Annotated in this window: 24 protein-coding genes; 5 read left to right on the forward strand and 19 right to left on the reverse strand. The window is 43.5% G+C overall.

Translation table 11 applies throughout. The features are described from left to right. Nucleotides 1-19 precede the first annotated feature (19 nt). Complete coding sequence (locus tag J2Z34_RS01840; protein ID WP_209458147.1) at nt 20-1,246, forward strand: FAD-dependent oxidoreductase; 1,227 nt, start codon at nt 20-22, stop codon at nt 1,244-1,246. Between the two features lie 83 nt (nt 1,247-1,329). On the opposite strand, the gene J2Z34_RS01845 is transcribed toward J2Z34_RS01840, so the two are convergent. The 8 genes from J2Z34_RS01845 to J2Z34_RS01880 all read right to left on the reverse strand — a co-directional run bounded on the left by J2Z34_RS01845 (nt 1,330) and on the right by J2Z34_RS01880 (nt 8,326). Further along, on the reverse strand, nt 1,330-1,971 hold the full coding sequence (locus tag J2Z34_RS01845; RefSeq protein ID WP_209458148.1) for a GntR family transcriptional regulator: 642 nt from the start codon (nt 1,969-1,971) through the stop codon (nt 1,330-1,332). Nucleotides 1,972-2,042: 71 nt separating this feature from the next. Next, nucleotides 2,043-2,927, reverse strand: a complete 885-nt coding sequence (locus J2Z34_RS01850) for a DUF1932 domain-containing protein (RefSeq protein ID WP_209458149.1) — start codon at nt 2,925-2,927, stop codon at nt 2,043-2,045. A gap of 19 nt (nt 2,928-2,946) precedes the next feature. Continuing rightward, nucleotides 2,947-4,443 carry a tripartite tricarboxylate transporter permease gene (locus J2Z34_RS01855; RefSeq protein ID WP_209458150.1) on the reverse strand — a complete coding sequence of 499 codons (1,497 nt, stop codon included), beginning with the start codon at nt 4,441-4,443 and terminating at the stop codon, nt 2,947-2,949. Nucleotides 4,444-4,455: 12 nt separating this feature from the next. After that, entirely contained in the window at nt 4,456-4,929 is a 474-nt protein-coding gene (locus J2Z34_RS01860; protein WP_209458151.1) for a tripartite tricarboxylate transporter TctB family protein, read from the reverse strand. 62 nt (nt 4,930-4,991) lie between these two features. Then, nucleotides 4,992-5,975, reverse strand: coding sequence for a Bug family tripartite tricarboxylate transporter substrate binding protein (locus J2Z34_RS01865; protein WP_209458152.1), 984 nt, complete (start codon nt 5,973-5,975; stop codon nt 4,992-4,994). Nucleotides 5,976-5,994: 19 nt separating this feature from the next. Continuing rightward, nucleotides 5,995-6,693, reverse strand: a complete 699-nt coding sequence (locus tag J2Z34_RS01870; RefSeq protein WP_209458153.1) for a 4-carboxy-4-hydroxy-2-oxoadipate aldolase/oxaloacetate decarboxylase — start codon at nt 6,691-6,693, stop codon at nt 5,995-5,997. Further along, complete coding sequence (locus tag J2Z34_RS01875; protein ID WP_209458154.1) at nt 6,693-7,421, reverse strand: PIG-L deacetylase family protein; 729 nt, start codon at nt 7,419-7,421, stop codon at nt 6,693-6,695. Before J2Z34_RS01875 ends, J2Z34_RS01870 begins: the two co-directional genes overlap by 1 nt. Before the next feature lie 26 nt (nt 7,422-7,447). Continuing rightward, nucleotides 7,448-8,326 carry a DUF6282 family protein gene (locus J2Z34_RS01880; protein ID WP_209458155.1) on the reverse strand — a complete coding sequence of 293 codons (879 nt, stop codon included), beginning with the start codon at nt 8,324-8,326 and terminating at the stop codon, nt 7,448-7,450. 410 nt (nt 8,327-8,736) lie between these two features. Here J2Z34_RS01880 and J2Z34_RS01885 point away from each other — a divergent pair, with 410 nt between their 5' ends. Next, on the forward strand, nt 8,737-9,375 hold the full coding sequence (locus J2Z34_RS01885) for a GntR family transcriptional regulator (RefSeq protein ID WP_209458156.1): 639 nt from the start codon (nt 8,737-8,739) through the stop codon (nt 9,373-9,375). Between the two features lie 260 nt (nt 9,376-9,635). Here J2Z34_RS01885 and J2Z34_RS01890 read toward each other — a convergent pair whose 3' ends face one another. The 5 genes from J2Z34_RS01890 to J2Z34_RS01910 all read right to left on the reverse strand — a co-directional run bounded on the left by J2Z34_RS01890 (nt 9,636) and on the right by J2Z34_RS01910 (nt 14,785). Beyond that, complete coding sequence (locus J2Z34_RS01890) at nt 9,636-10,643, reverse strand: beta/alpha barrel domain-containing protein (RefSeq protein WP_209458157.1); 1,008 nt, start codon at nt 10,641-10,643, stop codon at nt 9,636-9,638. A gap of 92 nt (nt 10,644-10,735) precedes the next feature. After that, on the reverse strand, nt 10,736-11,683 hold the full coding sequence (locus J2Z34_RS01895; RefSeq protein ID WP_209458158.1) for a hydroxyacid dehydrogenase: 948 nt from the start codon (nt 11,681-11,683) through the stop codon (nt 10,736-10,738). 11 nt (nt 11,684-11,694) lie between these two features. Further along, entirely contained in the window at nt 11,695-13,233 is a 1,539-nt protein-coding gene (locus J2Z34_RS01900; RefSeq protein ID WP_209458159.1) for a tripartite tricarboxylate transporter permease, read from the reverse strand. Between the two features lie 21 nt (nt 13,234-13,254). Next, the gene (locus J2Z34_RS01905) at nt 13,255-13,704 is read right to left on the reverse strand and encodes a tripartite tricarboxylate transporter TctB family protein (RefSeq protein WP_209458160.1); all 450 of its coding nucleotides are present in this window, start codon (nt 13,702-13,704) and stop codon (nt 13,255-13,257) included. An 85-nt stretch (nt 13,705-13,789) separates the two neighbouring features. Beyond that, a complete protein-coding gene (locus J2Z34_RS01910; protein WP_209458161.1) occupies nt 13,790-14,785 on the reverse strand; it encodes a tripartite tricarboxylate transporter substrate binding protein in 996 nt (331 codons plus the stop codon). Between the two features lie 174 nt (nt 14,786-14,959). On the opposite strand from J2Z34_RS01910, the gene J2Z34_RS01915 reads away from it, so the two are divergent. Continuing rightward, entirely contained in the window at nt 14,960-15,880 is a 921-nt protein-coding gene (locus tag J2Z34_RS01915) for a LysR family transcriptional regulator (RefSeq protein ID WP_209458162.1), read from the forward strand. A gap of 104 nt (nt 15,881-15,984) precedes the next feature. Here J2Z34_RS01915 and J2Z34_RS01920 read toward each other — a convergent pair whose 3' ends face one another. From J2Z34_RS01920 to J2Z34_RS01945, 6 genes are all read right to left on the reverse strand, one after another. Beyond that, nucleotides 15,985-16,617, reverse strand: coding sequence for an ABC transporter ATP-binding protein (locus J2Z34_RS01920; RefSeq protein ID WP_209458163.1), 633 nt, complete (start codon nt 16,615-16,617; stop codon nt 15,985-15,987). Beyond that, nucleotides 16,604-18,253, reverse strand: coding sequence for an ABC transporter permease (locus J2Z34_RS01925; protein ID WP_209458164.1), 1,650 nt, complete (start codon nt 18,251-18,253; stop codon nt 16,604-16,606). Before J2Z34_RS01925 ends, J2Z34_RS01920 begins: the two co-directional genes overlap by 14 nt. Beyond that, entirely contained in the window at nt 18,250-19,305 is a 1,056-nt protein-coding gene (locus J2Z34_RS01930) for a Fe(3+) ABC transporter substrate-binding protein (RefSeq protein ID WP_209458165.1), read from the reverse strand. The genes J2Z34_RS01925 and J2Z34_RS01930 overlap by 4 nt, the downstream gene beginning before the upstream one ends. Before the next feature lie 192 nt (nt 19,306-19,497). Beyond that, the gene (locus tag J2Z34_RS01935) at nt 19,498-20,097 is read right to left on the reverse strand and encodes an ABC transporter ATP-binding protein (protein WP_209458166.1); all 600 of its coding nucleotides are present in this window, start codon (nt 20,095-20,097) and stop codon (nt 19,498-19,500) included. After that, nucleotides 20,084-20,863: an ABC transporter permease gene (locus J2Z34_RS01940; RefSeq protein WP_209458167.1), complete on the reverse strand. Its 780-nt coding sequence runs from the start codon at nt 20,861-20,863 to the stop codon at nt 20,084-20,086. The genes J2Z34_RS01935 and J2Z34_RS01940 overlap by 14 nt, the downstream gene beginning before the upstream one ends. Beyond that, nucleotides 20,853-21,800 carry an ABC transporter substrate-binding protein gene (locus J2Z34_RS01945; RefSeq protein WP_209458168.1) on the reverse strand — a complete coding sequence of 316 codons (948 nt, stop codon included), beginning with the start codon at nt 21,798-21,800 and terminating at the stop codon, nt 20,853-20,855. The genes J2Z34_RS01940 and J2Z34_RS01945 overlap by 11 nt, the downstream gene beginning before the upstream one ends. Before the next feature lie 382 nt (nt 21,801-22,182). Here J2Z34_RS01945 and J2Z34_RS01950 point away from each other — a divergent pair, with 382 nt between their 5' ends. Together J2Z34_RS01950 and J2Z34_RS01955 are read left to right on the forward strand one after the other, a co-directional pair. Continuing rightward, entirely contained in the window at nt 22,183-22,782 is a 600-nt protein-coding gene (locus J2Z34_RS01950; protein ID WP_209458169.1) for a type IV toxin-antitoxin system AbiEi family antitoxin domain-containing protein, read from the forward strand. Next, nucleotides 22,782-23,681 carry a nucleotidyl transferase AbiEii/AbiGii toxin family protein gene (locus tag J2Z34_RS01955; protein WP_209458170.1) on the forward strand — a complete coding sequence of 300 codons (900 nt, stop codon included), beginning with the start codon at nt 22,782-22,784 and terminating at the stop codon, nt 23,679-23,681. The genes J2Z34_RS01950 and J2Z34_RS01955 overlap by 1 nt, the downstream gene beginning before the upstream one ends. Nucleotides 23,682-23,750: the final 69 nt, after the last annotated feature.

Consider the following 23,750-nt stretch of genomic DNA (forward strand, 5'->3'; position numbering starts at 1 on the left):
GAAGGTGAGGCAACACGATATGGGAAGAGAAAAGGCTGTAGAAAATTATGACGTAATCATCATAGGCGGAGGTCCTGCAGGACTTTCAGCTGCGATATACGCAGGAAGAGCAAGGCTCAAGACACTTCTCCTCGAGAAGGCATTAGTCGGAGGACTTGCAACATATACAAATGAGATAGCAAACTATCCTGGATTTCCTGACAATCCTAAGGGTGAGACAATCACAGACCTTATGAAGAATCAGGCAAAGAACCTGGGAGTAACCTTCAAGCTCACTGCTGTAACAAGCGTTGACCTCAAGGGTGAGGAAAAGGTAGTTGAGACCTTCAGAAACAAGTTCCTTGCTAAGGTAATCATCATCGCTACAGGCGGAAGACCAAGGACCACAGGCGGAAAGAACGAGGAGAACTACCTCTTTGACAAGGGCATAAGCTTCTGCGCAACCTGCGACGCTGCTTCAAACACAGGCAAGCATGTTGTGGTAATAGGATCAGGAGATGCAGCCATAGAGGAAGGAATGTTCCTTACAAAGTTCGCTTCAAAGGTTACTGTATCTGTAATGCATGAAGAAGGAAAGATGGACTGCAACGAGATAGCAAAGGCAGCTGCCCTTGCTAACCCTAAGATGGCATTCGTCTGGAATACAGTAGTAGACGGCTTCGAAGGCGACGGACACCTTAAGACAGTAATAATGAGAAACGTAAAGACAGGCGAGCTGATCCCTGTAGACTGCGATAACTGCTTCGAGTTCATAGGATACCTTCCTAACTCAGAGCTCTTCGAGAACCAGCTTCCTCTTACAAGGCAGAAGTACATAACTGTCAACAACAAGATGGAGACTGGAATTGAAGGAGTACTCGCAGTAGGCGACATAACAGACAAGTACCTGAAGCAGATAGCTACGGCAGTCGGCGACGGAGCCGTTGCAGGAACTGTTGCTGAAAGATACATCGCTGAGAAGAACATTTTCGACAACCAGGTAATGCAGAAGGAAAAGCCAGGCCTCATATACGTCTACAATGCGATAGACTGTGACGCCAGAAATTTCCTTGCAGACATTGAAGCGATCGAAAAGTCAGCAGAAGGATCTCTTGCAGTATCAAGGATCGACACCTATAAGTCCAACGGACTGGCTCTGAAGCTTGAACTTGAAAGCGTTCCAGCAGCTGTAGTCACAAAGGAAGGCAAGATAGTGCAGAAGATTTACGGCCTTAACAAGGAAGCTATCCTTGAAGCGCTGAAATAACAGATGATGGCCCAAAAGGCCTATGACAAAGCCCGGAATAACTTCCGGGCTTTTAAACTTTCAATTGTTCCTCTTCAGCTCGATTAGAACAGGACACTATAGTTTTCTTTCAAGACATTTCTTACATTAGATACATGCTTCCTCATTGCTATCTCAGCCATTTCAGGATTTCTCGCTTCTAAAGCCTTAAAAATGACTTCATGCTCGTTATAGGAATCTATGCTTCTGCCTGAAATCAGTATAGTTCGTTTATTGTATCGTCTCAACTGCAGCCTTATAGATTCTATCATCTCAACTGCCTCTTTATTTGGACAGGCCTCATATATAACATGATGGATCAAATCATTGGTTGCCGAGTATTCTTTAAATTTACTATCTTTGATGTACTCTTTCATTTCAGCTAGACTAGCCCTTATTATATCAATCTCCTTGTCTGTAATAACCTGAGCTGCACAATAAGCTATCAGCCCTTCAAGCCTTTCTCTAATTTCCAGCAAGTGAACTGCCTCATCAATACTCAAAGACTTAACTATAGCGCTTTTATTGGCTTTTATATCTACAAGTTTTTCGTTGACGAGCTGCATCAGAGCTTTCTTCACTGTATTTCTACTTACTCCCAGTTCTTCTGCAAGTGTTGATTCAACGAGTGTCTGTGATGGCACATACACCTGATCAATTATCCTCTGTCTGATTATCTCATATACTCTTTCCCCTTGAGCTGCCATCTGAATGACCTGCCTTCCACCAATGTTCTATTAATTTATTATACTATATCGATATAAATAACAATATATTATTAAAGAATATCAATAAGTACTTCTATAGCTTCCTTGTAATCTTTAGGAGGTACCCCACCCAGGGACTTAGATTTCTCTGAAGACGCTATTTTCTCGAGCTTCTCTTTGGTGCTTCTGGACATCGAGTAGTCCAGGCCCATTTCATCTAATGTAGAAATAACTTCTTTCATCTCAGAAACCCTTCTTTCTGCATGAACTACTGTTCTTGGAATCAGCTGATTTGAAAGGTCCTCTATTGTCTTATTATGAATACTCTCAGTCAGCGATTCAACTATCGTATCCAAAACACCAAATTTTGCTGATGCAGTCAGTGACTCTATCAACAACTGGGTCAACCCCTTCATGAAAACACTTCTGAACATCTTTATTGCTGAAGATCCACCAGCAGCAGTTTTCAAGTCAGCCAGCTGCATGCCATATCGCGAAAGTTCTGATTTGAAGGATTCTGCGCCATCCCCTGAAAGAAGCATTGGTACTCGATGTCCTTCAGAAGGTACTACTCCCATTACTGCTGCATCACAGAACATGACACCTTCTTTTCTCTTAAGTTCTGATATTGCTTTCATGGTCATAGGTGAAGCAGCATTGACGTCAACAAATACTTGGCCTTCTTCCATATACTTGAATACAGATTCAGCAATTGAAAGGGCAATTTTAGCACTTGTAGCTGATACTATGAACTTTGACGACCTGATTGCTGTTTCCAACTCAGGAACCAGCTCAATTCCTATTTCTCCAGCTCTTCTATTGATTATGATTCCCTTTTCAGGATGGTCACTGAAAGCATCATATGCAATTATTTCATTCAAACCTTCTGACTTGAGACCTTTGGCGATATGATAAGATGCTTCACCAAACCCTATGAATGTTACCAGATTTTTCAATATGTCTTCCCCCTCACAGTTATTCCGGATTGATCTTTTTCATTTTCTGCTTATTGAACATCGGGGTGAAGAAAGCAATCAGAGAAACTATAATTACAATAAGTGAGATTGGTCTAGTTAAAAAACTTAACCAGTTACCATCACTTACTATGAGCTGTTTTCTCATTGCATTCTCTGCGATTTTACCTAATATAAGACCAAGGACGAAAGCAGATGTTGAATAATTAAATTTATTGAACAGATACCCGACAAAACTAAAGGCAAATACTACAAATACATCAACGAAGTTATTCCTCAAAGAATATGCTCCGACAACTCCCAGCACCAATATCAGAACAGCCAGTAATGGATATGGCAGGTTCAAAATCTTAGCGAATTCCTTCGAAATATATTTACCAAGGACAAGCAGTAACAATGACGATACTATTATCCCCAAAAATATGCTGTTTAGCATTGTGGGCTGTTGTTTAAACAGAAGTGGTCCAGGAGTTAATCCATGCAGCATAAATGCAGCCATGATTATTGCGGCTGTTGGACTGCCTGGAATTCCAAGCGTAAGTGTCGGAACCATTGATCCTCCTACCGCTCCGTTGTTGGAAGCTTCAGGGGCTATAATACCATCATCAATTCCTGTCCCGAATAGTTCCGGAGTCTTGCTTGACCTAACAGCTTCACTGTAGGCGATGAATGCTGCAATCGATCCGCCAGCCGCAGGAATTATACCGACAATAGTTCCGATTATTGAAGATTTGACATATAGCCACCATTTGGACATTACATCTTTGATTTTGATAAATTCAAAGCCCGCATCCTTATCAACTTTTGCTTCCTGTACCTTATCGCCACACTTATCTGAAATGTTCTTATACACTTCTGCAACCGCATAAGCTCCTATCATTAACGGGATATAGTCTACTCCGCTGAAGAGGAAAGATTGGCCGAAAGTAAATCTCTCGATTCCATTTATTGCATCTAATCCTATTGTTGAAAGAAGAAGTCCCAGACATGCTGAAAGCAGTGCTTTAAGCTGGTTCTTTGAACCCAGGCTTGATATGCAGCTAAGCCCCAGTAAAGCTAACGCGAAATATTCTGCACTCTGGAATTTAAGTGCGAATCTTGCTAAAAGTGGCGCAGAGACCAGCATTGCTATAGCAGAGAATATACTCCCGAATGCTGATGCAGTCATTGCAAGTCCTAATGCCCTTCCTGCCTTTCCTTTTAATGCCATCGGATAACCATCAAAGGTTGTTGCTATGGCACTTGATGTTCCTGGAACTCTTAGGAGTATGGCCGAAATACTTCCACCTGCCTGTGCACCTACATTTACTGCAACGAGTACTATAATACCAACAATTGGATCCATTCCATAAGTAAATGGAAGAAGGAGTATTATCGCCATGGAGGGTCCAAGACCTGGTAAAGCACCGCATATGATTCCAAATGCTGTAGCAATTATCATGAATATCATTGAAACTGGACTGAATACGATTGTTAGCGATTCTAAAAATGCTGTCATGATTCCCTCCTCCTAATACAAGAAATAGCTTAACTCTCTGAATATCCCAATTCCTCTCGGGAGAGATACGAAGAAAAGTCTTCCGAAAATTAAGGTAATTCCTACTGTAAGTATCAATGTGAAGATTAAAGCCTTGCCACCACTTTTATATCCCATTGCGAAGATTGCAACCATAGAAAATATCAATGTGGACAGCACAAAACCAATATAATTCATTCCAAAAATGTATGATGCAAATATCGCAATATTTATGAGCATTATTCTAAAGCCTTTGTCGTTAAGATTTATCTTTTCAGCCTTTTCCTTGTTCATTACCATTCTTACTGTTATAGCTATAAGGAAAATAGCACTGATCAAAATCACCATTTGCGGGAAACCTTGAGGTCCTATCTTATCTGTAGAAATGGTCATGCCTCCAAATCCAAGAGATACCACAAAGAACACTATCAGGAACAATGCCAGGAATATATTGAATAGGTACTCCATTTTCTTCTCCTTTTTAATTAAAGTGTTCCTGTTACGGAACACTTTAATCATTCATGATGTCCTTATTTTGCGAGTATAGCCTTGAACTTTGCTATCTCTTTAACCCACATATCACCGTATTCTTTCTGTCCAACGTATCCTGGGATAATATTAGACATATCCTTCTTTGAGGCATCAACATATTCGGTTGAATTATACACTTTTTGGATAACTTCAGTAAGGTAGTCCTTAACTTCCTGAGGCGTACCCTTCTTTACAGCAAATCCTCTCCATGATCCCTGTGTGAAATCTATCTTCTTTTCAACAGTACATGGTGTATCCTTAAGCTCAGGTATCATATCAAGCCTTACATCATGAAGTACAACGATAGGTTTGATTTCACCGCCCTGTACCATGGTCAAGAAGGAGATAACCTTATCCTGGTATATGTCAATCTCGCCACCGAGAGCTGCTGCTTTTGTTTCAGAAGCAGAATTGTAAGGAACGTATGTCAGTTCGATTCCGGCAGCTTCTGCAAATCCGTTTGCCATATAGTCATCAAGTCCTCCAGGTGATGTTCCACCAATTTTCAACTTGCCTGGATTTGCCTTGGCATATGCAATGAGATCTTCCAAAGTATTGAACGGACTATCCTTTGCCACTCCAAAAACCTGTATATCTTTCTGGAAGTTAGCTATTGGTTCAAAATCACCACTCAGACTGGCATTCGGCCGACTTAACGCTTCGGCAATCGCATGTGAAGGAGTAATCTGAAGTATCGTATATCCATCTGCAGGGGCCTGTGCTACATATACCATTCCGTCAACTCCACCTCCACCGGCTTTGTTAACAACGTTTACAGGCTTGTCTACAAAATTCCCCATCAGATTTGCAACCTGGCGTGTCATTATATCTGCAGAACCCCCAGGACCGAATGGAACGACTATCTCTATTGCTCTCTTCGGATAATCCAACGCTGGTTTGCTTTCCGTCGTTGGTTTCTGTGAACATGCTGCTACGGTAAGTCCCATGGCTATGACTAACATAAATATTGCTGATTTTTTCACTGTTATCCCTCCAGATAAATTATTCAACTTCGTTAAGCTCATCGTAATACACTACGCCTAAATCCTCGATTACTTTCCTGAAACCATAGAAATCTATACCAAGTTCTCCAGCTTCAATCTTTTCTCTTGTTTTAGCTTCTTTTTCTTCTCTTGCCTTAGACTTTTTCAGTGAAGATTCAATATCGGCTTTCTTTACAACCACAATCCCGTCATCATCAGCAACAATGAGGTCACCAGGATCAACAACCGTATTTCCGCAAACTGCAGGAGCATTTACCCAGCCGCTCTGATGCTTGTTTGTTCCAGTGCAAATTACAGATGAAGACCACACAGGAATACCGAGTTCCCTAAGTGTTCGGGTATCTCTAACTCCAGCATCTACAATTATCGCCCTTACACCCTTCTTGATAAAGGAACTGGTTATAAGGTCTCCAATCATCCCATGCTTGTTTGATTCGCCAATTGTTGTTATTACAACAATGTCTCCAGGTTTGCAGACTTCCACAGCTGCATGGACCATAAGGTTATCTCCGGACTGACAGGTAACAGTTACAGCAGGTCCGCAAACCGAGTAATTTCTGTCTATCGGCTTCAACCTGTCACTCATAAGTCCGGTTTTCCCTTGAGCCTCATAAACAGTTGCAGTGCCCAGTCTTGCAAATTCTTCGGTTATACTTTGATCAGGTCTTGGGATATTCCTTACTACATACCTTTTCATCAATAAAGCTCCTCTCCTACTACAGGGAAGAAATTGGAGAATGATTCAGCATACTTGTATGCATTTACTCCAGAAATCCTCCGAGCGTGATTCCCTCTCATAAAGGCTCTCTGAGTATAGTATTCAATGAGATGTGGCTGAGCCTGGAAGCATTTCATTGCACTTACCTTCTGGTTATAAGTCGAAGTAATGTCTACAAATGATCCTGGAACATATCCGCTTATCTCAGTCTGATGAGGTTCGAAGCCGAATAATCTCATCTGTTTCGTACTCTTCAATCCATCATACAAAGCCCCTGCTGAATTTGCTGCTACACTCGCCTGGAACACTGCCTTGTTTGTATTATCATGGTCAGGATTGAATGCATCCCTAGAGTCGTGAGTCAATATGATGTCTGGTTGGAACTCTCTGATTTTAACAATTATCCTGTCTAGCCTTTCCCGATCAAAATAAATCGGATAATCTTCGAAATCCCAGAATTCCACATTCTTCAGACCAAGGATGTCCGCAGCCTCCAGAGCTTCTTTTTCTCTTATTTTCTTGACATTTTCAGTAGTCTGACCTTCAGCTTTCCACAAATCATTCGATTCGCCTCTAACCCCGAAGCTAAAGACTACAAGACTTACTTCCGCTCCCTCAGAGATATACTTGGCTATTGTTCCTCCGGCTCTCCAAACAAAATCACCTGCGTGTGCACTGAAAACAAGCATCCTTTTATTTTTTATCAATTCAACACCTCACGATTATATAATATTTATTCAACTAGTGCATTTGAATTCTTTACTATCATGGTCATAATATCTTTGTCAGAAAAACCTTCAGCATGCAACATATCTGCAAAATTTGAAAGTCCTTCATCTGGGTAAACATTAGCTTTTTGTCCAAGGTCTGTGCCGAGGATTATATTCTCAGGTCCGATTGCCCTCATCTGCTCCATCATCACTTCTTTGTCAACTTTACCTGTTGATACAGTTGTATAGCAGTGCTCCATCATTGCTCCATACTTGAGGAGTTCTTTTTGTTCCTCTATCGTATAGAATGTTGCAGGGAATGTGACATGAGTTATTACGATTCTCTTAACCTTCGCTTCATGTGCAGCTTTGACGAGCGCAAAAGTCTCTTCCTTAGAGATATGACTTGTTGACAGTATCATGTTGTACTTTGCGATAATTTCGCAAACTTCATATGCTTCCTTGATTAGTTTCCCATCCTTGAGAATATTGATTGTCTTTACGTCGATACCGTCTTCCTTCATCTGTTGCTGCACTATTGCCCAGTAAGGCATTGCCTTGTATGGATGTGATGCAAAGTGAATCTGTTCATTTTCTGCATCGACAGTTGGAAACCATACGTTCTTTGCGCCACCTCTTCCAGCCATTTCAACTGCCATTGGATTAATTCCACCGACAGCATTGTTCAATGTTATTGAACCAAATACCTGACATTCTGGTCTGAACATTGTAATGACTCTGGCACGCTCTGCTGTGCAATTGTAATGAGACTTGATCAGGTACCCCTTTAACCCAGCCTTGATGAATCTGTCTGCAAGTTCCGGATCGTCCACCTTTCTTGGCAGCATATCCGGACCTGAATGCACATGAAGGTCATATGCACCTTTGATAAGATCATTCATAAATAAACCTCCTAAAACATTATCGCTTGCAATGTACTTCGAGTTTGTACAACCAGATTGTATTACAATTAAGATAGCATTATCGAATTCCAAAGTCAATAACTTTCTGAAAACAATTTCATATATTGTTCATTTAAGTTATCATTACCTCATCTGTCAGTCAATTCTGCAAGTAAAATTCTGATAATTGGGGCAACCCTAATAAGTTCACATCAGGTTGTGATCGCCTTAAAGTAATATTTTGGATGTAGCAAATCGCAAGGATAGGCTCGCTTAATTAGGAGTTAGACTATTTATGAGGCAATTTGATGTAACTCAACAACTATCATAGATTTCGCGCTTCAATAATGATATAATTAGCATTATTGTTTAGCAATTATGTTTAATTTGTGTAAAGTAGGTTGATAATAATGTCGATAACTGAGCAAATATATGAGTCAATGAAGCAAGGGATAGCAAATGGAACATATCAGCCTTCAGAAAATCTACCCGAACAGGAACTTTCAAATGTCTATGGAGTTAGTAGAAACACAATAAAAAAGGTTCTTCTCATGTTGGAACGGGAGAACCTAGTTGTCATCGAGCCTAATAAAGGTGCAAAGGTCAGGTCTTATTCAATGGATGAGGTGCTGGAATTCCTAGAGCTCAGAGCTAACCTTGAAGGATTCATAACACGACTAGCAGTCAACAGATTCACACCAGATGACATAAAAAATTTGGAAGAGACGTTAAGAGTAATGAAGGTACATTACTCTAACAATGAGCTGATAGAATACTCGAAAAATAATCAAATCTTTCATAATGCAATCTATAGTGCATGTCCCAACAAATTGGCAGTAGAGTTGACAAAAAATTTAAAATCGCAAATGAGCAAGTACAATACTAAGACTATACTAATCCCCGGCAGGGACTCGCAGTCCTACTCAGAGCACTCAGCAATCCTTGATGCAATTAAGAATAAGGATTCAGATCTTGCTGATGCACTTATGGTAATGCATATAATGAACGTCAGAAAAACCTTCAAGGAAAACTATAAGTTCCTTTTTTAGATATATATAATTCCCCGATTCTTCCCTTCATCGAATCAACTTTAAGAATCAAAATTTCCTGTAATCAGATACTATACAAATTATGCCCAATACTTTAGTTAATTCTAAGTGCGCACTTAAAAGCCCTTCCACATGTTGATTGCACAAACAAATCAACATGTGGAAGGGCTTTTTGATTGGTTCTGTTTTTGTTTGACTTACTCCAAAAAGTCGATACAAGTCAAATTCCTTTCAATTTCACAATGTATACTGTACCCTTTTCAGGCCTTCAGCATTTCATCCGCTACCCTGACAACAATATCCTTGGTTACGGTCTTTCTTTCCAATTTCGATACTCCTCTGATGAGCTTGTAGAGATGGACATTCTTTTCAGCAGCTACATCACGGAATATCTTCTCGAAGCTGGAGTGGGCACCGGCATCTCCGAATACAAGGTCGATTGGTTCGACTGGATTATGGTAGCCATATTCCTTCATAGCCGGGGACAGCTCCTTGTCGATGAAATCGAGCAGCGCATACTGGTCGATGTATTCCATCTGCCCTATTCTCTGGAAAAGCGCTACAGCCATCTCGGTAGGACAGTTTCCAGCACTCCTTGCCATTCCCATCAGGCCACAGTCTATTACTGTCGCACCAGCTTCAGCTGCAGCAATCGCATTTGCTCCTGAGAATCCAAGGTTGTTGTGGCCATGGAAGCCAACAGGCATCTTGACCTTTGCAACCATCTTTTCTACATATTCCCTGACTTCACCTGGAGTCATGGTTCCAGCTGAATCCATGATAGTCAGTTCATCAAGTCCCCATTCCTCAAGCATCCTTGCTTCCTCAGCAAGATCATCCGCATTCAGCACATATGCCTTCATGGCAGAGTATCTGCATGTAAGTCCATACTTCTTTACCAGCTTTACTGCCTCGCTTGCGCTTTCCCCGTCACTGGCATTAGCTCCGATTCTAAGGAACTTCAAGCCGTATTTCGCTGCAAGTGCAACATTTGCTTCAGTGACATTTGCTACACCAATGAACATTCCCAGTTCAGCCTGGTCAAGATATGGCTGGACAAGTTCCAGGTATTCAATGTCAGTGAGGGGTGCTATTGCACCTCTTGACTCATAGGCACCAAGACCAAGCGCATTACCGAATTCGATGACCTTGACGTTGCTTTTTATCAGCCCCTCAATCATCATTTTAGTTAGTTCCGCAGAAAATCCTTTACCAACAACATTAGCTCCATCCCTCAAAGTACAATCCATCATGATAAGGTCTTTCATAACACTATTCTCCTCTATCTGCAATTCCGTCTTACCTTTTCCCATAGGCCTTGAGATCAGGTATTCCGGCATGGCATTAAAACTTTAGTTTTCTAGACTACCGGAAACTGAGGGGTCCTGCCATTCAGGACATCATCTATTCCCTGTACTGAATCAGTGACCATCCTCGCCATAGCTTCTTCTGAGGCTGCAGCGCAATGCGGTGTAAGTATTACATTAGTCAGGCCAAAAAGCGGATTGTCAGCTGTTGCTGGCTCAGGATCCGTGACATCAAGACCTGCACCTGCAATATCGCCATTCTTCAGGCTTTCAACCAGAGCCGCCTCGTCAACTACATTCCCTCTGGCAACATTGATAAGATATGCAGACTTCTTCATCATCCTGAACTCTGCTGCCCCTATGGATTTTTTAGTCTCATTTGTGACAGGTATGTGTATGCTTATGAAGTCAGAGGTCCTTAGAAGCTCCTCACGGCTATCAACTATTGTCACACCTTCAATTTTCTTGTTCTTCGGAAGGTATGGGTCAAATGCCACCACATTCATTCCGAAGCCGAAATGAGCCATCCTGGCAACAAGGTTGCCGATTCTTCCAAGACCAATAAGTCCAAGTGTCTTTCCGCTTACCTCGTTGCCAAGTACCTTATCCTTGATCTGGTAGTTTCCGTTACGATACTCACAGCTCATCAGATTCAGCTTCTTGGCGCAGGCAAGCACCAGTGCCATAGTATGCTCAGCAACCGAAAGTGAATTTGCAGTTGGTGCGAAGACTACACTTCTGCCAAGCTTCCTGGCAGCTGCTATGTCTATGCTGTCATAGCCAGCGCCGTGCTTAGCGACAACCTTAAGGTCAGGACATCTTTCGAATATTTCTTCATCTATTTTTGCTACCCTTATGATCACGGCTGTGCAGCCCTGGAGGTCTTCAATCAGGGTCTCCTTGTCAAGTCCTCTGCCGAACTTGACCTCATAGTCAAGCTTCTTCAGCAGATCTATTCCTTCATTAGCTACCTTCTCAGGCAGCAGTACGGTTCCACGCATTTATACTCCCCCTAGTCATCGCTGTTCTTGTCCGCACCTGTAGACTCAACCGATGGCACTTTTGTATTTATTTTGCTCATGAATATCGGTGCAAACAGTGAAATTCCTATCATTGCTATCAGTACAAGGCATATCGGTCTTGTCAGATAGTAGGTGAGTACACTTGTGTCCTTAGCCATAACTATTGCCCTGTGGAAATTTCTCTCAGCCATGGATCCCAGTATGAGGGCAAGCGTTATCGGAGCTGTTGCGAACCCGGTCTTTCTCATGAAGTAGCCAAGTATACCGAATATTGCCATTACAACCACATCAACGAAGCTCATGTTGATCGCGTATGCTCCGACAACTGATAGTACAACTATTATCGGTGCAAGTATCGAAGTCGAGATTCCTGATACCCTTGCAACTGACTTAGCAATAAGAAGGCCGGCAATTCCCATCAGGATATTTGCAATCATGAAGCCTATGATTATCGCATAAGTTATGTCGCCCTGCTTGCTGAAGAGTGAGTATCCAGGCGTAAGCCCGTGGATCATGAGAGCACCCATTATAACTGCCGCAGCCGAGCTTCCAGGTATTCCAAGGGTCAGAAGAGGTATGAGAGCTCCTCCAGTAACCGCGTTGTTCGCAGATTCCGAGGCCCAAATGCCCTCTCTCGAGCCATTCCCGAAAAGTTCCTTATGCTTCGAGAATCTCTTCGCTTCGTTATATCCCATCCATCCGCCGATGTCTCCACCAGCTCCCGGCATGATTCCTACGATTATTCCGATTATCGAAGACCTGATGATATTTGGAGTTTCCTTAATAAGTTCTTTAAGAGACGGAATCGGGCTTCCGCTCAGGTCCGGGATAGGCTCTACCTTTTCACCCTTCCTCATTGCACGGATTCCTTCAGCCTGGATCATGACCTGCGATATGGAAAATAATCCTATAAGTGCAGGTACCAGCTGTATTCCAGATTCGAGAGCAGTCACGCCGTAGGTGTACCTCGCAACTCCAAACACGGTATCATAGCCTATGAATGATATGCACATTCCTATGAGACCTGATATTATGCCCTTCAGCATGTTGTCTCCGGCAAGAGACCCTATTATAGTCAGGCCGAATATTGCTATCAGGAAATACTCTGGTGCGTTGAACTTCAGCGAGATAGTCGCCAAAGGAGGAGCAAGGAATAGAAGTGCTGCACCACTCAATGTGCCTCCAATCATGGAAGCTACAGTTGATATTCCAACTGCCTGTAATCCCTTTCCCTGCTTGGTAAGAGCGTATCCATCCATAGCAGTGGCAGCTGACGCTGGCGTTCCAGGTGTATGCAGAAGAATTGCTGTTATTGAACCTCCATAAAGAGCAGAGGTATATAGTGCGGTAAGCATTATTATTGCGGCTGCCGGCTCCATTCCGAATGTGAACGGAATCAGCAGTGCTATTCCCATGGTCGCTCCAAGTCCTGGCAGTGCACCAATGACTATTCCTCCCACGACTCCAACCAGGAGTCCGATTAAGGATTGCAGCGAAAACAAATTCTGTATAAGTTGTTCTGTAATCATGATTTTCTCCTTTGATCCGAATTATGGAAGCATTACATTGAGCGTCTTGACGAAGAGCAGATATACAAAAAGGTTCAATGCAATGTCTGTGATGATTATCGCTTTGATGTTCTTATTGCCGTAGTAAACCATCATGACTGGCACGAAGAGTGCCGTTGCTATGAAGAAGCCAGCGAAGTTCATCGCCGCAATATATGCCGCTATCAGTACAAAAACCATGACTGGTGTCTGGATGACCTCCAGATTCAGAAGCGTATCGCTCTTCAGCGTAAGCTCAGGCTTTTTTGTCTTTCTGATTCCAAGTACCAGGACTATCACCGAAAGCGCCAGAAGCAGCATTATGACAATCTGCGGGAACTTGGCGGACTCAGCCTTGATCTTGCTTGACTCAAAATACAGATATGCTGAAAAGAGTATCAGTATCGCTCCAAGATAAATATCTATGTTCAGCTTGCGAGTTTTCTTTTCCATTTTATCCTCCTGAAAAATCATTCTATCCAGCTTGAGCACCTTCAGGGACTGAAGGTACTCAGGCCATAGAATCAGCTATTAGTAGCTATTTCCAACCCATGGTCTCAGCCATGTCTATCATTATCTTTTCCTGGTCAACAACATAGGTCGCTGCATCCTTCGAGTTCATGAAGTTCACTTCAAGTCCCAGTTCAGACATCTTCTTGACCTGGTCCGCATCAGTAATTGCTGCTTCGAACGCCTTCGCAAGTGCAGCTACGACTTCCTCAGGAGTACCAGCCTTAACACCGAACCCTCTGTCTGACGAATTGGTGACTTCTTTTCCAAGTCCTGATTCATTCCATGTAGGTACCTCAGGTATGAGGTCTGATCTCTCATCAGAGAATACCGCGATTGTTATGATTTCCTTGTTAGCCATTGGTGTGAGCACATCTCCAACATTGCCTGCAAAAGCGTCCACATGACCGCCAAGTGCTGCCGCAAAAGCTTCGGATGCACCGCTCATAGGTACAGCAGTTATCTTGAGGTCCATAGCAGCCTTGATCTTGTTCAGGAGGATGTCATCATCTGTTCCTGCACCGGAGGTTGAGATCGTTACTTCGTTTGTCTTTGCATACTCTACAAAGCTCTTGAGATCAGTGAATCTCTTCTCATCCTTGTTTATCGCAAGTACGCTGAAATCTGAAACATGGTTGGCGAGCATCTGGAAATCAGCTATGCTTTTGCTTCTTCCAAGGCTCTTGTCAAGATAGCCTGAGAATATGGTCGGAAGGTTTACCATCGATACATTGTATCCGTCCGCCTTTTCTGAAAGGAGCTTTTCCCAGCCTACCCAGCCGCTTGCTCCTGGAAGATTGACTACATTGACTGTGGTGCCAAGTGCTTTTTCAAGATACGGCTGAAGTACCCTCGCTCCTACATCTGAGCTTCCACCTGCTGAATATGGTACTATGAGGTTTACAACCTTGTTCCCTGGAAATGCCGCAGCCGTCGTATTTGTTGTTGTATCCTTGGTCCCGCTCGAACATCCTACTGTCACTGCCATTACCGCTGCCATTGTTAGTGCAAGAATCTTTTTCATTTTTCTCCCCCATTTGCATTATTGTAATTATTTGTTGTCTGTTTCGTGTACTCATCATAGCAAACGCTTACAATTAATAAAAACGAATTAAATAGATGTTAATTATCGAATGTTTCGATATAATGTATCTTAAGTACGAATTTAGTTGATATATCCTTAACAAGGAGGAACATAATGAACTACGACCTTATAGAAACCTTTCTGGCCCTTGCCAAGACACTGAACATAACAAAGGCGGCGAACCAGCTGTTCATGTCCCAATCGACAATCAGCTACCGGCTGAAGGTCCTGGAGACTGAATTGAAGGTTTCACTCTTTGACAGGGACAAGGGCTACAAACACATTGAGCTGACAAAGCATGGAGAGAAATTCCTGAAGATCGCCCAGGAATATGAAAGGGTATCTGATGAGATCTCAAATTTCGCCAACCTCAGCATGTTCAAGACTGTTGTAGTTGGAGCTGTGGACAGCGTAAACAACTTCGTGCTGAACAACCTCTACAAGCAGCTCTTGAACGACCTTGATGATGACTGGAGAGTGGGTATCAGAACCCTGCACACAAGGGAGATCTATGACAGCGTAAGCTTCAGGACAATTGACGTCGGCTTCGCCCTCAGCAACCTTCAGGTACCCTATACTGAGGCAGTCAAGGTCTATGAGGATTCACTGTTCGTTGTCAGCAAGCACAATGCGAACTTCCAGGCCAACAAGATAGCTCCAAGCCGTCTTGACCTTACAAACCAGATATACTTCAACTGGGGTGAAGAATATTCAAAGTGGCACAGCACCTACTTCCGCCAGCCCGATTCCCCGAAATTCAAGGTCGATTCCACACTGCTCGCATTTCAGCTGCTATCAGAAGGCTACTGGTTCTTCGCGCCAGCCAGCGTATGCCTTAACATGAAGAACCTGTTCGATTTCTGCCTGTATGAGCTGTCCATTGAAAGTCCGGTAAGGTCAGTGTATATGGTAAGCAACACCTCAAGGATTTCCACAGCAAATTCTGATATCGCCATCTTCAAGGAGAAGACCATTGACTACATGTACGAACTGGAGAAACAGAAAACAGACCTTAAGAATTTCATCATGAACTGATATCCTCCGTTTACCTGTCTCAGAACATTTCTATGAAATAGAAGAAGATCCCTGACCCAAAAGCGTTCTGCTTCAAGGTCAGGGATCTTCTTCATTATTCATCTCTAGTGGCAGTCAAGCACCAGCGTCTCATCCGCAAGGGCTTTAGCATCATCTTCATCGTGTGTCACGAGGATCGTCGTCATTCCTGTGCTCCTTATTATCCTATGGAGGTCTTCCCTCAGCTCCTTTACAAGAGCAGAATCAAGGCTGCTGAAGGGCTCATCCATGAGAAGTATTGATGGCTTTGGAGCAAGGGACCTTGCCAGTGCAACCCTCTGCTGCTGTCCCCCGCTAAGCTCATGCGGGTATCTCTTTTCAAGCCCGTCAAGCCTTGTGAGGCTAACCATCTCCCTTACCCTGCCATCATCCTTACCTTTCATCCCGAAGGCGATGTTCTGGGCTACCGTAAGATATGGAAACAGGGCGTAGTTCTGGAAGATGAAGCCGGTGTTTCTCTTCTCAGCAGGGATGAAGATACTTTCGTCCTGTACAGTCCTGCCTCCTATCCTGATATATCCCTTGGACCTGTCCTCGAGCCCTGAGATTATCCTTAGCAGCGTGCTCTTTCCGCTTCCGCTTTTACCAAGGACTGCGATAATGCTTCCATCCTTGACGTTAAGGTCGAAGCCTTTGAATATTTCGGAATCCTTCTTCCCGTACCTGAATTCGAGGTTCCTTATATCAAGCTCCATCATTCTTCACTCCCTTTTGTTTGTTTACCATGGCAAATGCCAGGAGAGCCACCATGCAGATCAGAATTATCATAAGTGCCGGCACGGATGCCTCCATTATCCTCTCGTCATTTGCATACTCATATGAGCGTGTGGCAAGAGTATTGAAATTGAAAGGCCTTAAGAGAAGAGTCAGCGGTAGCTCCTTAAGGATATCTATGAAGGTAAGTATGAAGCCGGTGACAAGTGAACCCTTTATTACCGGAAGCTCGACCTTCCACAAGGCGTACAGCCTCCCCTTTCCAAGTGTCTGTGCAGCTTCAGAGTATCTCGTCCCGATCTTCGAGAAGCCTGAGTTAACGCTGTTGTAGCCTGCTGCCATGTACCTTACGACAAACGCATAGGTAAGCATCGCTGTGCTGGTACTTAGGACCAGCTTCCTGGTTCCCGGATCAAGCCACCTGTATAGCGGAAAAAGACTTGAATCGAGCCACACGAAGAGTGTGATAGTTCCTATGGCTATTACCGCACCAGGAATCGAATAGCCAAGCTGGGAAAGCTTTGTCATAAGCTTTGATACCCTTTGTGGCAGCCACCTCGAGGTTGAGACAATGATAGTGTTGACGATAAGAATAATAAGGCTTGCAAGCAGGCTGTAGGTAAGAGTATCCAGCATTATCCTGCCTGTCTCTCCCCTTTCAACCTTGTCAAAGGAAGCTATTGCCCATTGAAGCATCTGACCTACAGGAACGAAAAACACTATAAGAGCTGTCAGCGAAAGTATGGAAAGAACCAGTACATTCCATGCTCCCTTAAGTCTGTATGGCTTCAGCTGCCTTACGCCCTGCATTCCGTAGCGCTTCCTGCCTCTCGTCATGTCATCGATGACAAGGAATCCTACGACGAGCACCATAAGGTAGAAGGACAGCCTCAGTGCGACTCCTGTATCACCAGACCCGAACCAGGAGCCGAATATCGCTGAGCTTATAGTCTTAAGATTGAAGTACCTTGCCACACCATAGTCTCCGATGATCTCCATCATGATGAGCGATAATCCTCCAGCAAGAGGAAGCCTTATGAGTGGAAATATGACCTTGAGGAAAATCTTAAAAGGTGAGTAGCCATGGAGCCTTGCAACTTCAACAAGCTCTGACGCGTGATTTTCAAGGAAGGACCTTACCGGGGCGTATACGTAGGGATAAAGAGTGATAGCGTAGATGACAACAGCACCCCTTATGTTCATTATGTCAAATGCTCCTGGAGAAACCACTATTCCAAGGCTTCTCAGCGTACTCTGCACAGCTCCTGTATACCCAAGCATTCCTGCGAACACATAGGCAGCAATGTAAGGAGGTATCGTAAGCGGCAGATAGAAGAACCATTTGAAGAAGCTCCTGAATGGGAAATCAAACATGGCAACAAGAACCGCAAGTGTGACACCGATGATTGAAGAGAGAAGCAGCGAAAAGGACACTATTGTGAGAGTCTGGACCACAGCATCCTGAAGGAGGTATTCCCTGAAGCGCGACCATTCTTCACTCCCGGAAAAATCAACTTTTAAAAGGATTGCCAGTACTGGCAGGACAGCCGAAAAAAGAATCAGAAAGGAAAGCACAGAACCTGTGCCCGCCTTCCTCATTCCACGAATAACCCTTATCATTTCCAGCCTGCTTCGGTCAGTATCCTTACTGCCTCTGCGTTAGCTGCCCCAAGGCTTGAAAGGCTTAGCTCCTGCTCCCTGAATTCTCCAAGTGAAAGAAGGAATTCAGAAGACTCGGCTCCTTCAAGGACCGGGAACTCAAAGTTGGTCTGGGCATATGAGCTCTGAGCCTTTTCTCCAGACAGGAATTCGAGCAGCTTTACGGCATTTTCAGCATTCTTCGCTCCCTTGATTACTCCGCCACCTGAGATATTGATGTGGGTTCCGTTTCCTTCCTGGTCCGGGAAGAATACTCCAAGACCCTCAGCGACCTTCCTTTCCTCAGGGTCAGCGCTTGTAAGCATAAGACCCAGATAGTAGGTGTTCATTATGGCAATGTCACCCTCTCCGGCAGCAATGGCCTTTGCCTGGTCCCTGTCTCCACCCTTCGGGTCTCTGGCAAGGTTAGCTACTATCCCTTCAGCCCATTCTTTAGCCTTGTCAGCACCTTCAAGCTCAATAAAGGATGCTATGAGAGTCTGGTTGTACACGCTGTCAGCACCCCTGACAAGTATCCTTCCCTTCCACTTCTGGTCAGTCAGGTCCTCATAGGTCGAAAGCTCGCTTTCATCCACTCTATCCCTGGCATAGACAATTACCCTGGCACGCTTTGTAAGACCGAACCAATATCCATCAGGCTCCCTCAGGTTATCAGGTATGTTTGACTCAAGGACTCTGCTTTCAGTAGTCTGAAGAAGCCCAGCCTCCTGTGCCCTGTATAGCCTTCCCGCATCTGCCGTTATGAACAGGTCAGCTTCAGTGTCCTCACCCTCAGTCTTGAGCCTTTCAATAAGTTCATCTGACTTTCCCTTCACTATGTTGACCTTTATCCCGGTCGCCTCTGTGAATGCTGCGTATATGGCATCATCAGAGTCATAATGCCTGTCGGTGTACAGGTTAACTGCCTCATCAGCAGTTTCCGTTGGTGCCGTAGCCGCTGCACCCCTTGCTGCGCATCCTGAAAAAATCGCAGCTGTCGCTGCCAATGCCATGATCGTCCTAAAAAGCTTCATGTTGCCCTCCTATAGTTGATAATTGTTCTCAATTACTCAAGCAATATATTCTCATAATTGAGAATGATTGTCAACAAGGAAGTTTAAGTTTGTCACTCAATAGTCAAAGTCAGGTCGCAGCAAGTAAAAAACGAAAGCGGCAGCCCTTAAGGCCACCGCAGCGATTGCAATTATTCGATTATCTTCCAACAGCTATATGGATACGATCCTGTCCGCCATCGCCTCTGCCTCAGCAATGTCATGGGTGACCATGATCACTGTGATCCCCTTGGATTTGCATAGGTCCTTCACAAGCAGCTGAAGCCTCGTCCTCATTTCCGAATCAAGACTTGCAAAAGGCTCATCAAGCAAAAGCACCCTTGATCTGCAGACTAATGCCCTTGCAAGCGATACCCTCTGCTTCATGCCTCCGGAAAGCTCACCAGGCTTCTTATGCCTGTGCTCATAAAGACCGACTGACTTCAGGGCATCATCAATCTCATCCTGCGTAAGCCTTCTGCCAGCTATCCTTACATTGTCCTCCACTGTCTTCCATGGAAGAAGGCTTTCTGATTCCTGGAACACAAATGGGAACGGAACATCTATACCGTCGAATATCCTTGGATCATAGCTTATGCTTCCCTCATATTCCTTGTCCAGACCGCCGATTATGTTGAGAAGCGTACTCTTCCCGATTCCTGAAGGTCCCATGACCGCTACGATCTCGCCCTCACCTATATCCAGTGAGAAATCCTTCAGAAGATATTCGCTTCCGAAGGACTTTTTAAGCCCTTTAACCTCAATAAGCTTCATTGGCTCTACCTCCCTTGAACAGCAGGGATTCAAATAGAATTCCGCAGAATGCAATGGTCACAAGTCCTGCAAGAAGCCCCGGAGTATCCATGTACATCCTTCTCTCGAAGATGAGCCATCCAAGTCCGGTCCTACTTCCTACCATCCCAAATACCATCTCCACACTGATCAGTGCCCTCCAGCCCCTAGACCAGGATATGCCAAGTGATGATTTCAGGTCCTCCACAGAGCCCTGTACATATATGTGCCAGAACCTTGTCCACCTATCCAGCCTGAAGGCTTCCATGAACCTTCCATACCTTGAGCTGAGTCTCTCAGCGCTCAAATCCAGCTGAGCCCATAGCGGCCATAGTGTGGCATGGACCATGATGAGAACCATCGATGTCCTTGTTACTCCAAGCCACAGAATTACAATTGGAAGCACTGCTATGCCCGGAAGTGGTGAAAGGATTGACTGAAGGAGAATAATGAATTCCCTTGCGTACCCGGAAATACGGGATATGGCAACCATAGCCGCTGAAATTACCAGGGAGAGTGCCATCGCAAGGAATACTATCCCTATACTGTAGGCTGTCTTCATGATCAGATCCCCATTTACCAGAAGGTCAATGAAGCTCCTTGAGATATCCATCAGCCCCGGAAAAAGTGCATCAGGAAACCTTCCTGAACGAGCTACAACCTCCCAAACAGCAAGAAGCACCAGTATGAAGATCCCTCTGGCAAGCAGCTTATTTCCTTTGCTTAACTTCCTTTTTCTACTTTGCATCCTGCTCCCAAAACAGCTCCATACCCTTAAGACTTGAGGATATGAGTCCGTTCCTTTCCATGAATTCTACAAAGGTATCTATTCCTTCAACTCCTGTGCCAAAGGTTGTGGTTCCATCGCCAAGGTAGCTTTCAAGCTCACCTGTCTCATATTCATATGCTTCAGATAGAATCCTAAGAGTACCATCCTTATCGCTTTCAATATACTCCATGGTCTTCACCAGGGCTTCCTTGAAGGACTCGTACACCTTCGTATCCTTGAAAACCCTATCCTGGCAGATGCCTACAATAAAGGTGAAGTCCCCACCAAAGCTCTCTCTTCCATCAAGTAGTACCCTTCCACCATTCTCAAGCTCCTCCTGAAGATATGGGGGAGTGGTGAAATGAAGAAGGTCTTCATTGCCTGAGATGAATGCAGTGACACCGTCTGGATGAGCCATAGAAAGAAGCTGTCCGTCAAATGCTGAAGCTTTTCCAGTCGCCTTCTCCGCCGCCATCATAAGCAGTATGTGCTGTATGGATCCGGGTTGCGGAAGCATAATCCTGTGATTGTCCTTAAGGTCGGATATTGAACTCAAATCAGGATCCTTTGTCACCAGTGACACCGAGGTTTTTGATATCCCAGCGATTATCCTCCAGTCCATCCCCTTATCCCTTCCGATTAGGAAAGGAGGAATAGCTGTAAAGCCAATGTCGAGGTCTCCAGAAAGCATTGACTCCCTGATGGCTGATGTATTGCCAAGCTTTTTCCACTGCACAGCAATGTCCAGATTCCTTTCCTGAAGCGCAGCCTCAAGGAACCCTTTGGACTTCATTATCTCAAGTGGTGCATAAGCAAGACCGAACTGTTCCCCTATGCTGAGTGTCTTCTCCTCCTTCTTCCCGCAGCCGGAAAGAAGGATTGAAAACACCAATCCAATTACAATTATAGTTATCATATTCAATGAACTTCTGCGAAACATAAGTATCCTCCGGAAATGTATTGCCGCTTTTCATTATACCATGCTGATTAGTCAGATATGGTGAAAAATCTGACGAAATAATAGCCCTCTCTCCGACATCTATACTGATGTATGCTGACACCTTATTCTTCTAGAGTAATGATCCAAGGCCCAGCAGGTAAACATACGCAGCTTTGTCTGAAACCATATAAGATAATTTGGAATAACTGGTCAAGAATATAACTTTATAACTTTATCCGCTTCCTCAATAAATCAGTTAAAACTTGTATTGAACATTTACAATTGTTGGATTAAAATATAATTACAACTTTATCCGCTTGTCCCCTATTTTAGCATTAAGTTGTAAAGGAGGCGTTTTATGAGGTCAGTTGAAGAAATCAAATACCTTTTTGAAAACCATGCTGGTATGATGCGTACATCAGAGCTGCTTGAAGAACGAGTATACTACAAGGAACTCCAATCTCTCATAGAAGTAGGAGTTATTGAAAAAGTTCGCTATGGTTACTATCAGCTAACGGATAATGAGAATTTCAGTGAAGTCACGACTATAGTACGGCTTTTCCCAGATGCTATATTTTGTATGGAAACGGCTCTCTACTATTACAGGTATAGCGACAGGACACCTAAAGCCTGGAATCTTGCTGTAAGTAAAGATAGTGGTAAAAGCAGGTTCAAAATCGAATATCCCCCAGTTAAACCATACTACATTGAGCCATCGCTTCTTGAGATTGGTCTTACAAATTTTGAAATAGACGGGAATCTAGTCCGCATTTACGACAAAGAAAGGACAATCTGCGATTGCCTTCGCTACTATGGAAAAATGGATAGAGAGATTTTCAACAATGCAATACGACGCTATGTTTACGATCCGAAAAAGGACATTTCCAGACTCATGGAATATGCAAAAAAGATGAGAGTTGTCCAGAAGGTGAATAATATCATTGGAGTGTGGATATAATGCCGGACGTAGGCGCTTCAATACTAGCCAAGCTCAAGTACAAGTCAAAAACTTCAGGAGTGCCCTACCAGCAGTATCTACAGCTTTTTTTTCAGGAGGAGTTCCTGCGTCGACTTTCAAAATCGAAATATTCCGGGAATTTGATTTTAAAGGGAGGCCTATTTATATTCGCTCTAACCAACTTCAAAAGTCGAGCAACAGTCGATGTTGACTTCTTGTTAGATAGAATTAATGGCAATGCTGATTATATCTTAAATGTTATTAATGAAATCATTGAAACTCAGACTGGCTATAATAAAGTGATTGTTCTAAAAGCTTCAAAAACAGTTCAAATAGCAATCCACCAAAAATACCCCGGTGTGGGTATTCAAGTAATAGGGCAACTGAAAAATGTCCGAGTTCCATTCGGAATTGACATTGGCATTGGAGATATTATTGTTCCAAAATCACAGAAAATGGTCATTCAAACACAGCTCGATGGCTATGATTCACCTGAGGTTTTGACCTACTCACTTGAAAGTACTATCTCTGAAAAATTCGATGCCATACTTCAGAGGTTGGAATTGACAAGCCGTATGAAGGATTTTTTCGACATACATTACCTTGCACACACTTTTGATTTTAGTGGGTATAATCTGCAGCTTGCCATAGAACACACTCTGAGAAATAGAAATACCTACTTCGGTAGCGATAGCTTAGAAAAAGTTGTTTCCTTAAAAGATAACCTTAATATTAAAACAAGATGGAAACACTTCACCAAAACAATCAACTCACCAGATCTGAACTTCAGTGAAATTATTGGAACTATCGAAACCTTCCTGAGTCCAGTTTGGGAGGCAGTTGTGAGTGGTAAAGTTTTTTCAAAGGAGTGGAATTGTAAATCCAATTCCTGGCAATAAAGCCAAAACCAAGCAGTTAAAGTATTTTTAAATAAATTTTATCTAAGAGTATGCAAGACACGATTTTCC

The organism is Youngiibacter multivorans, assembly GCF_017873395.1.
Lineage (GTDB): Bacteria > Bacillota > Clostridia > Clostridiales > Clostridiaceae > Youngiibacter > Youngiibacter multivorans.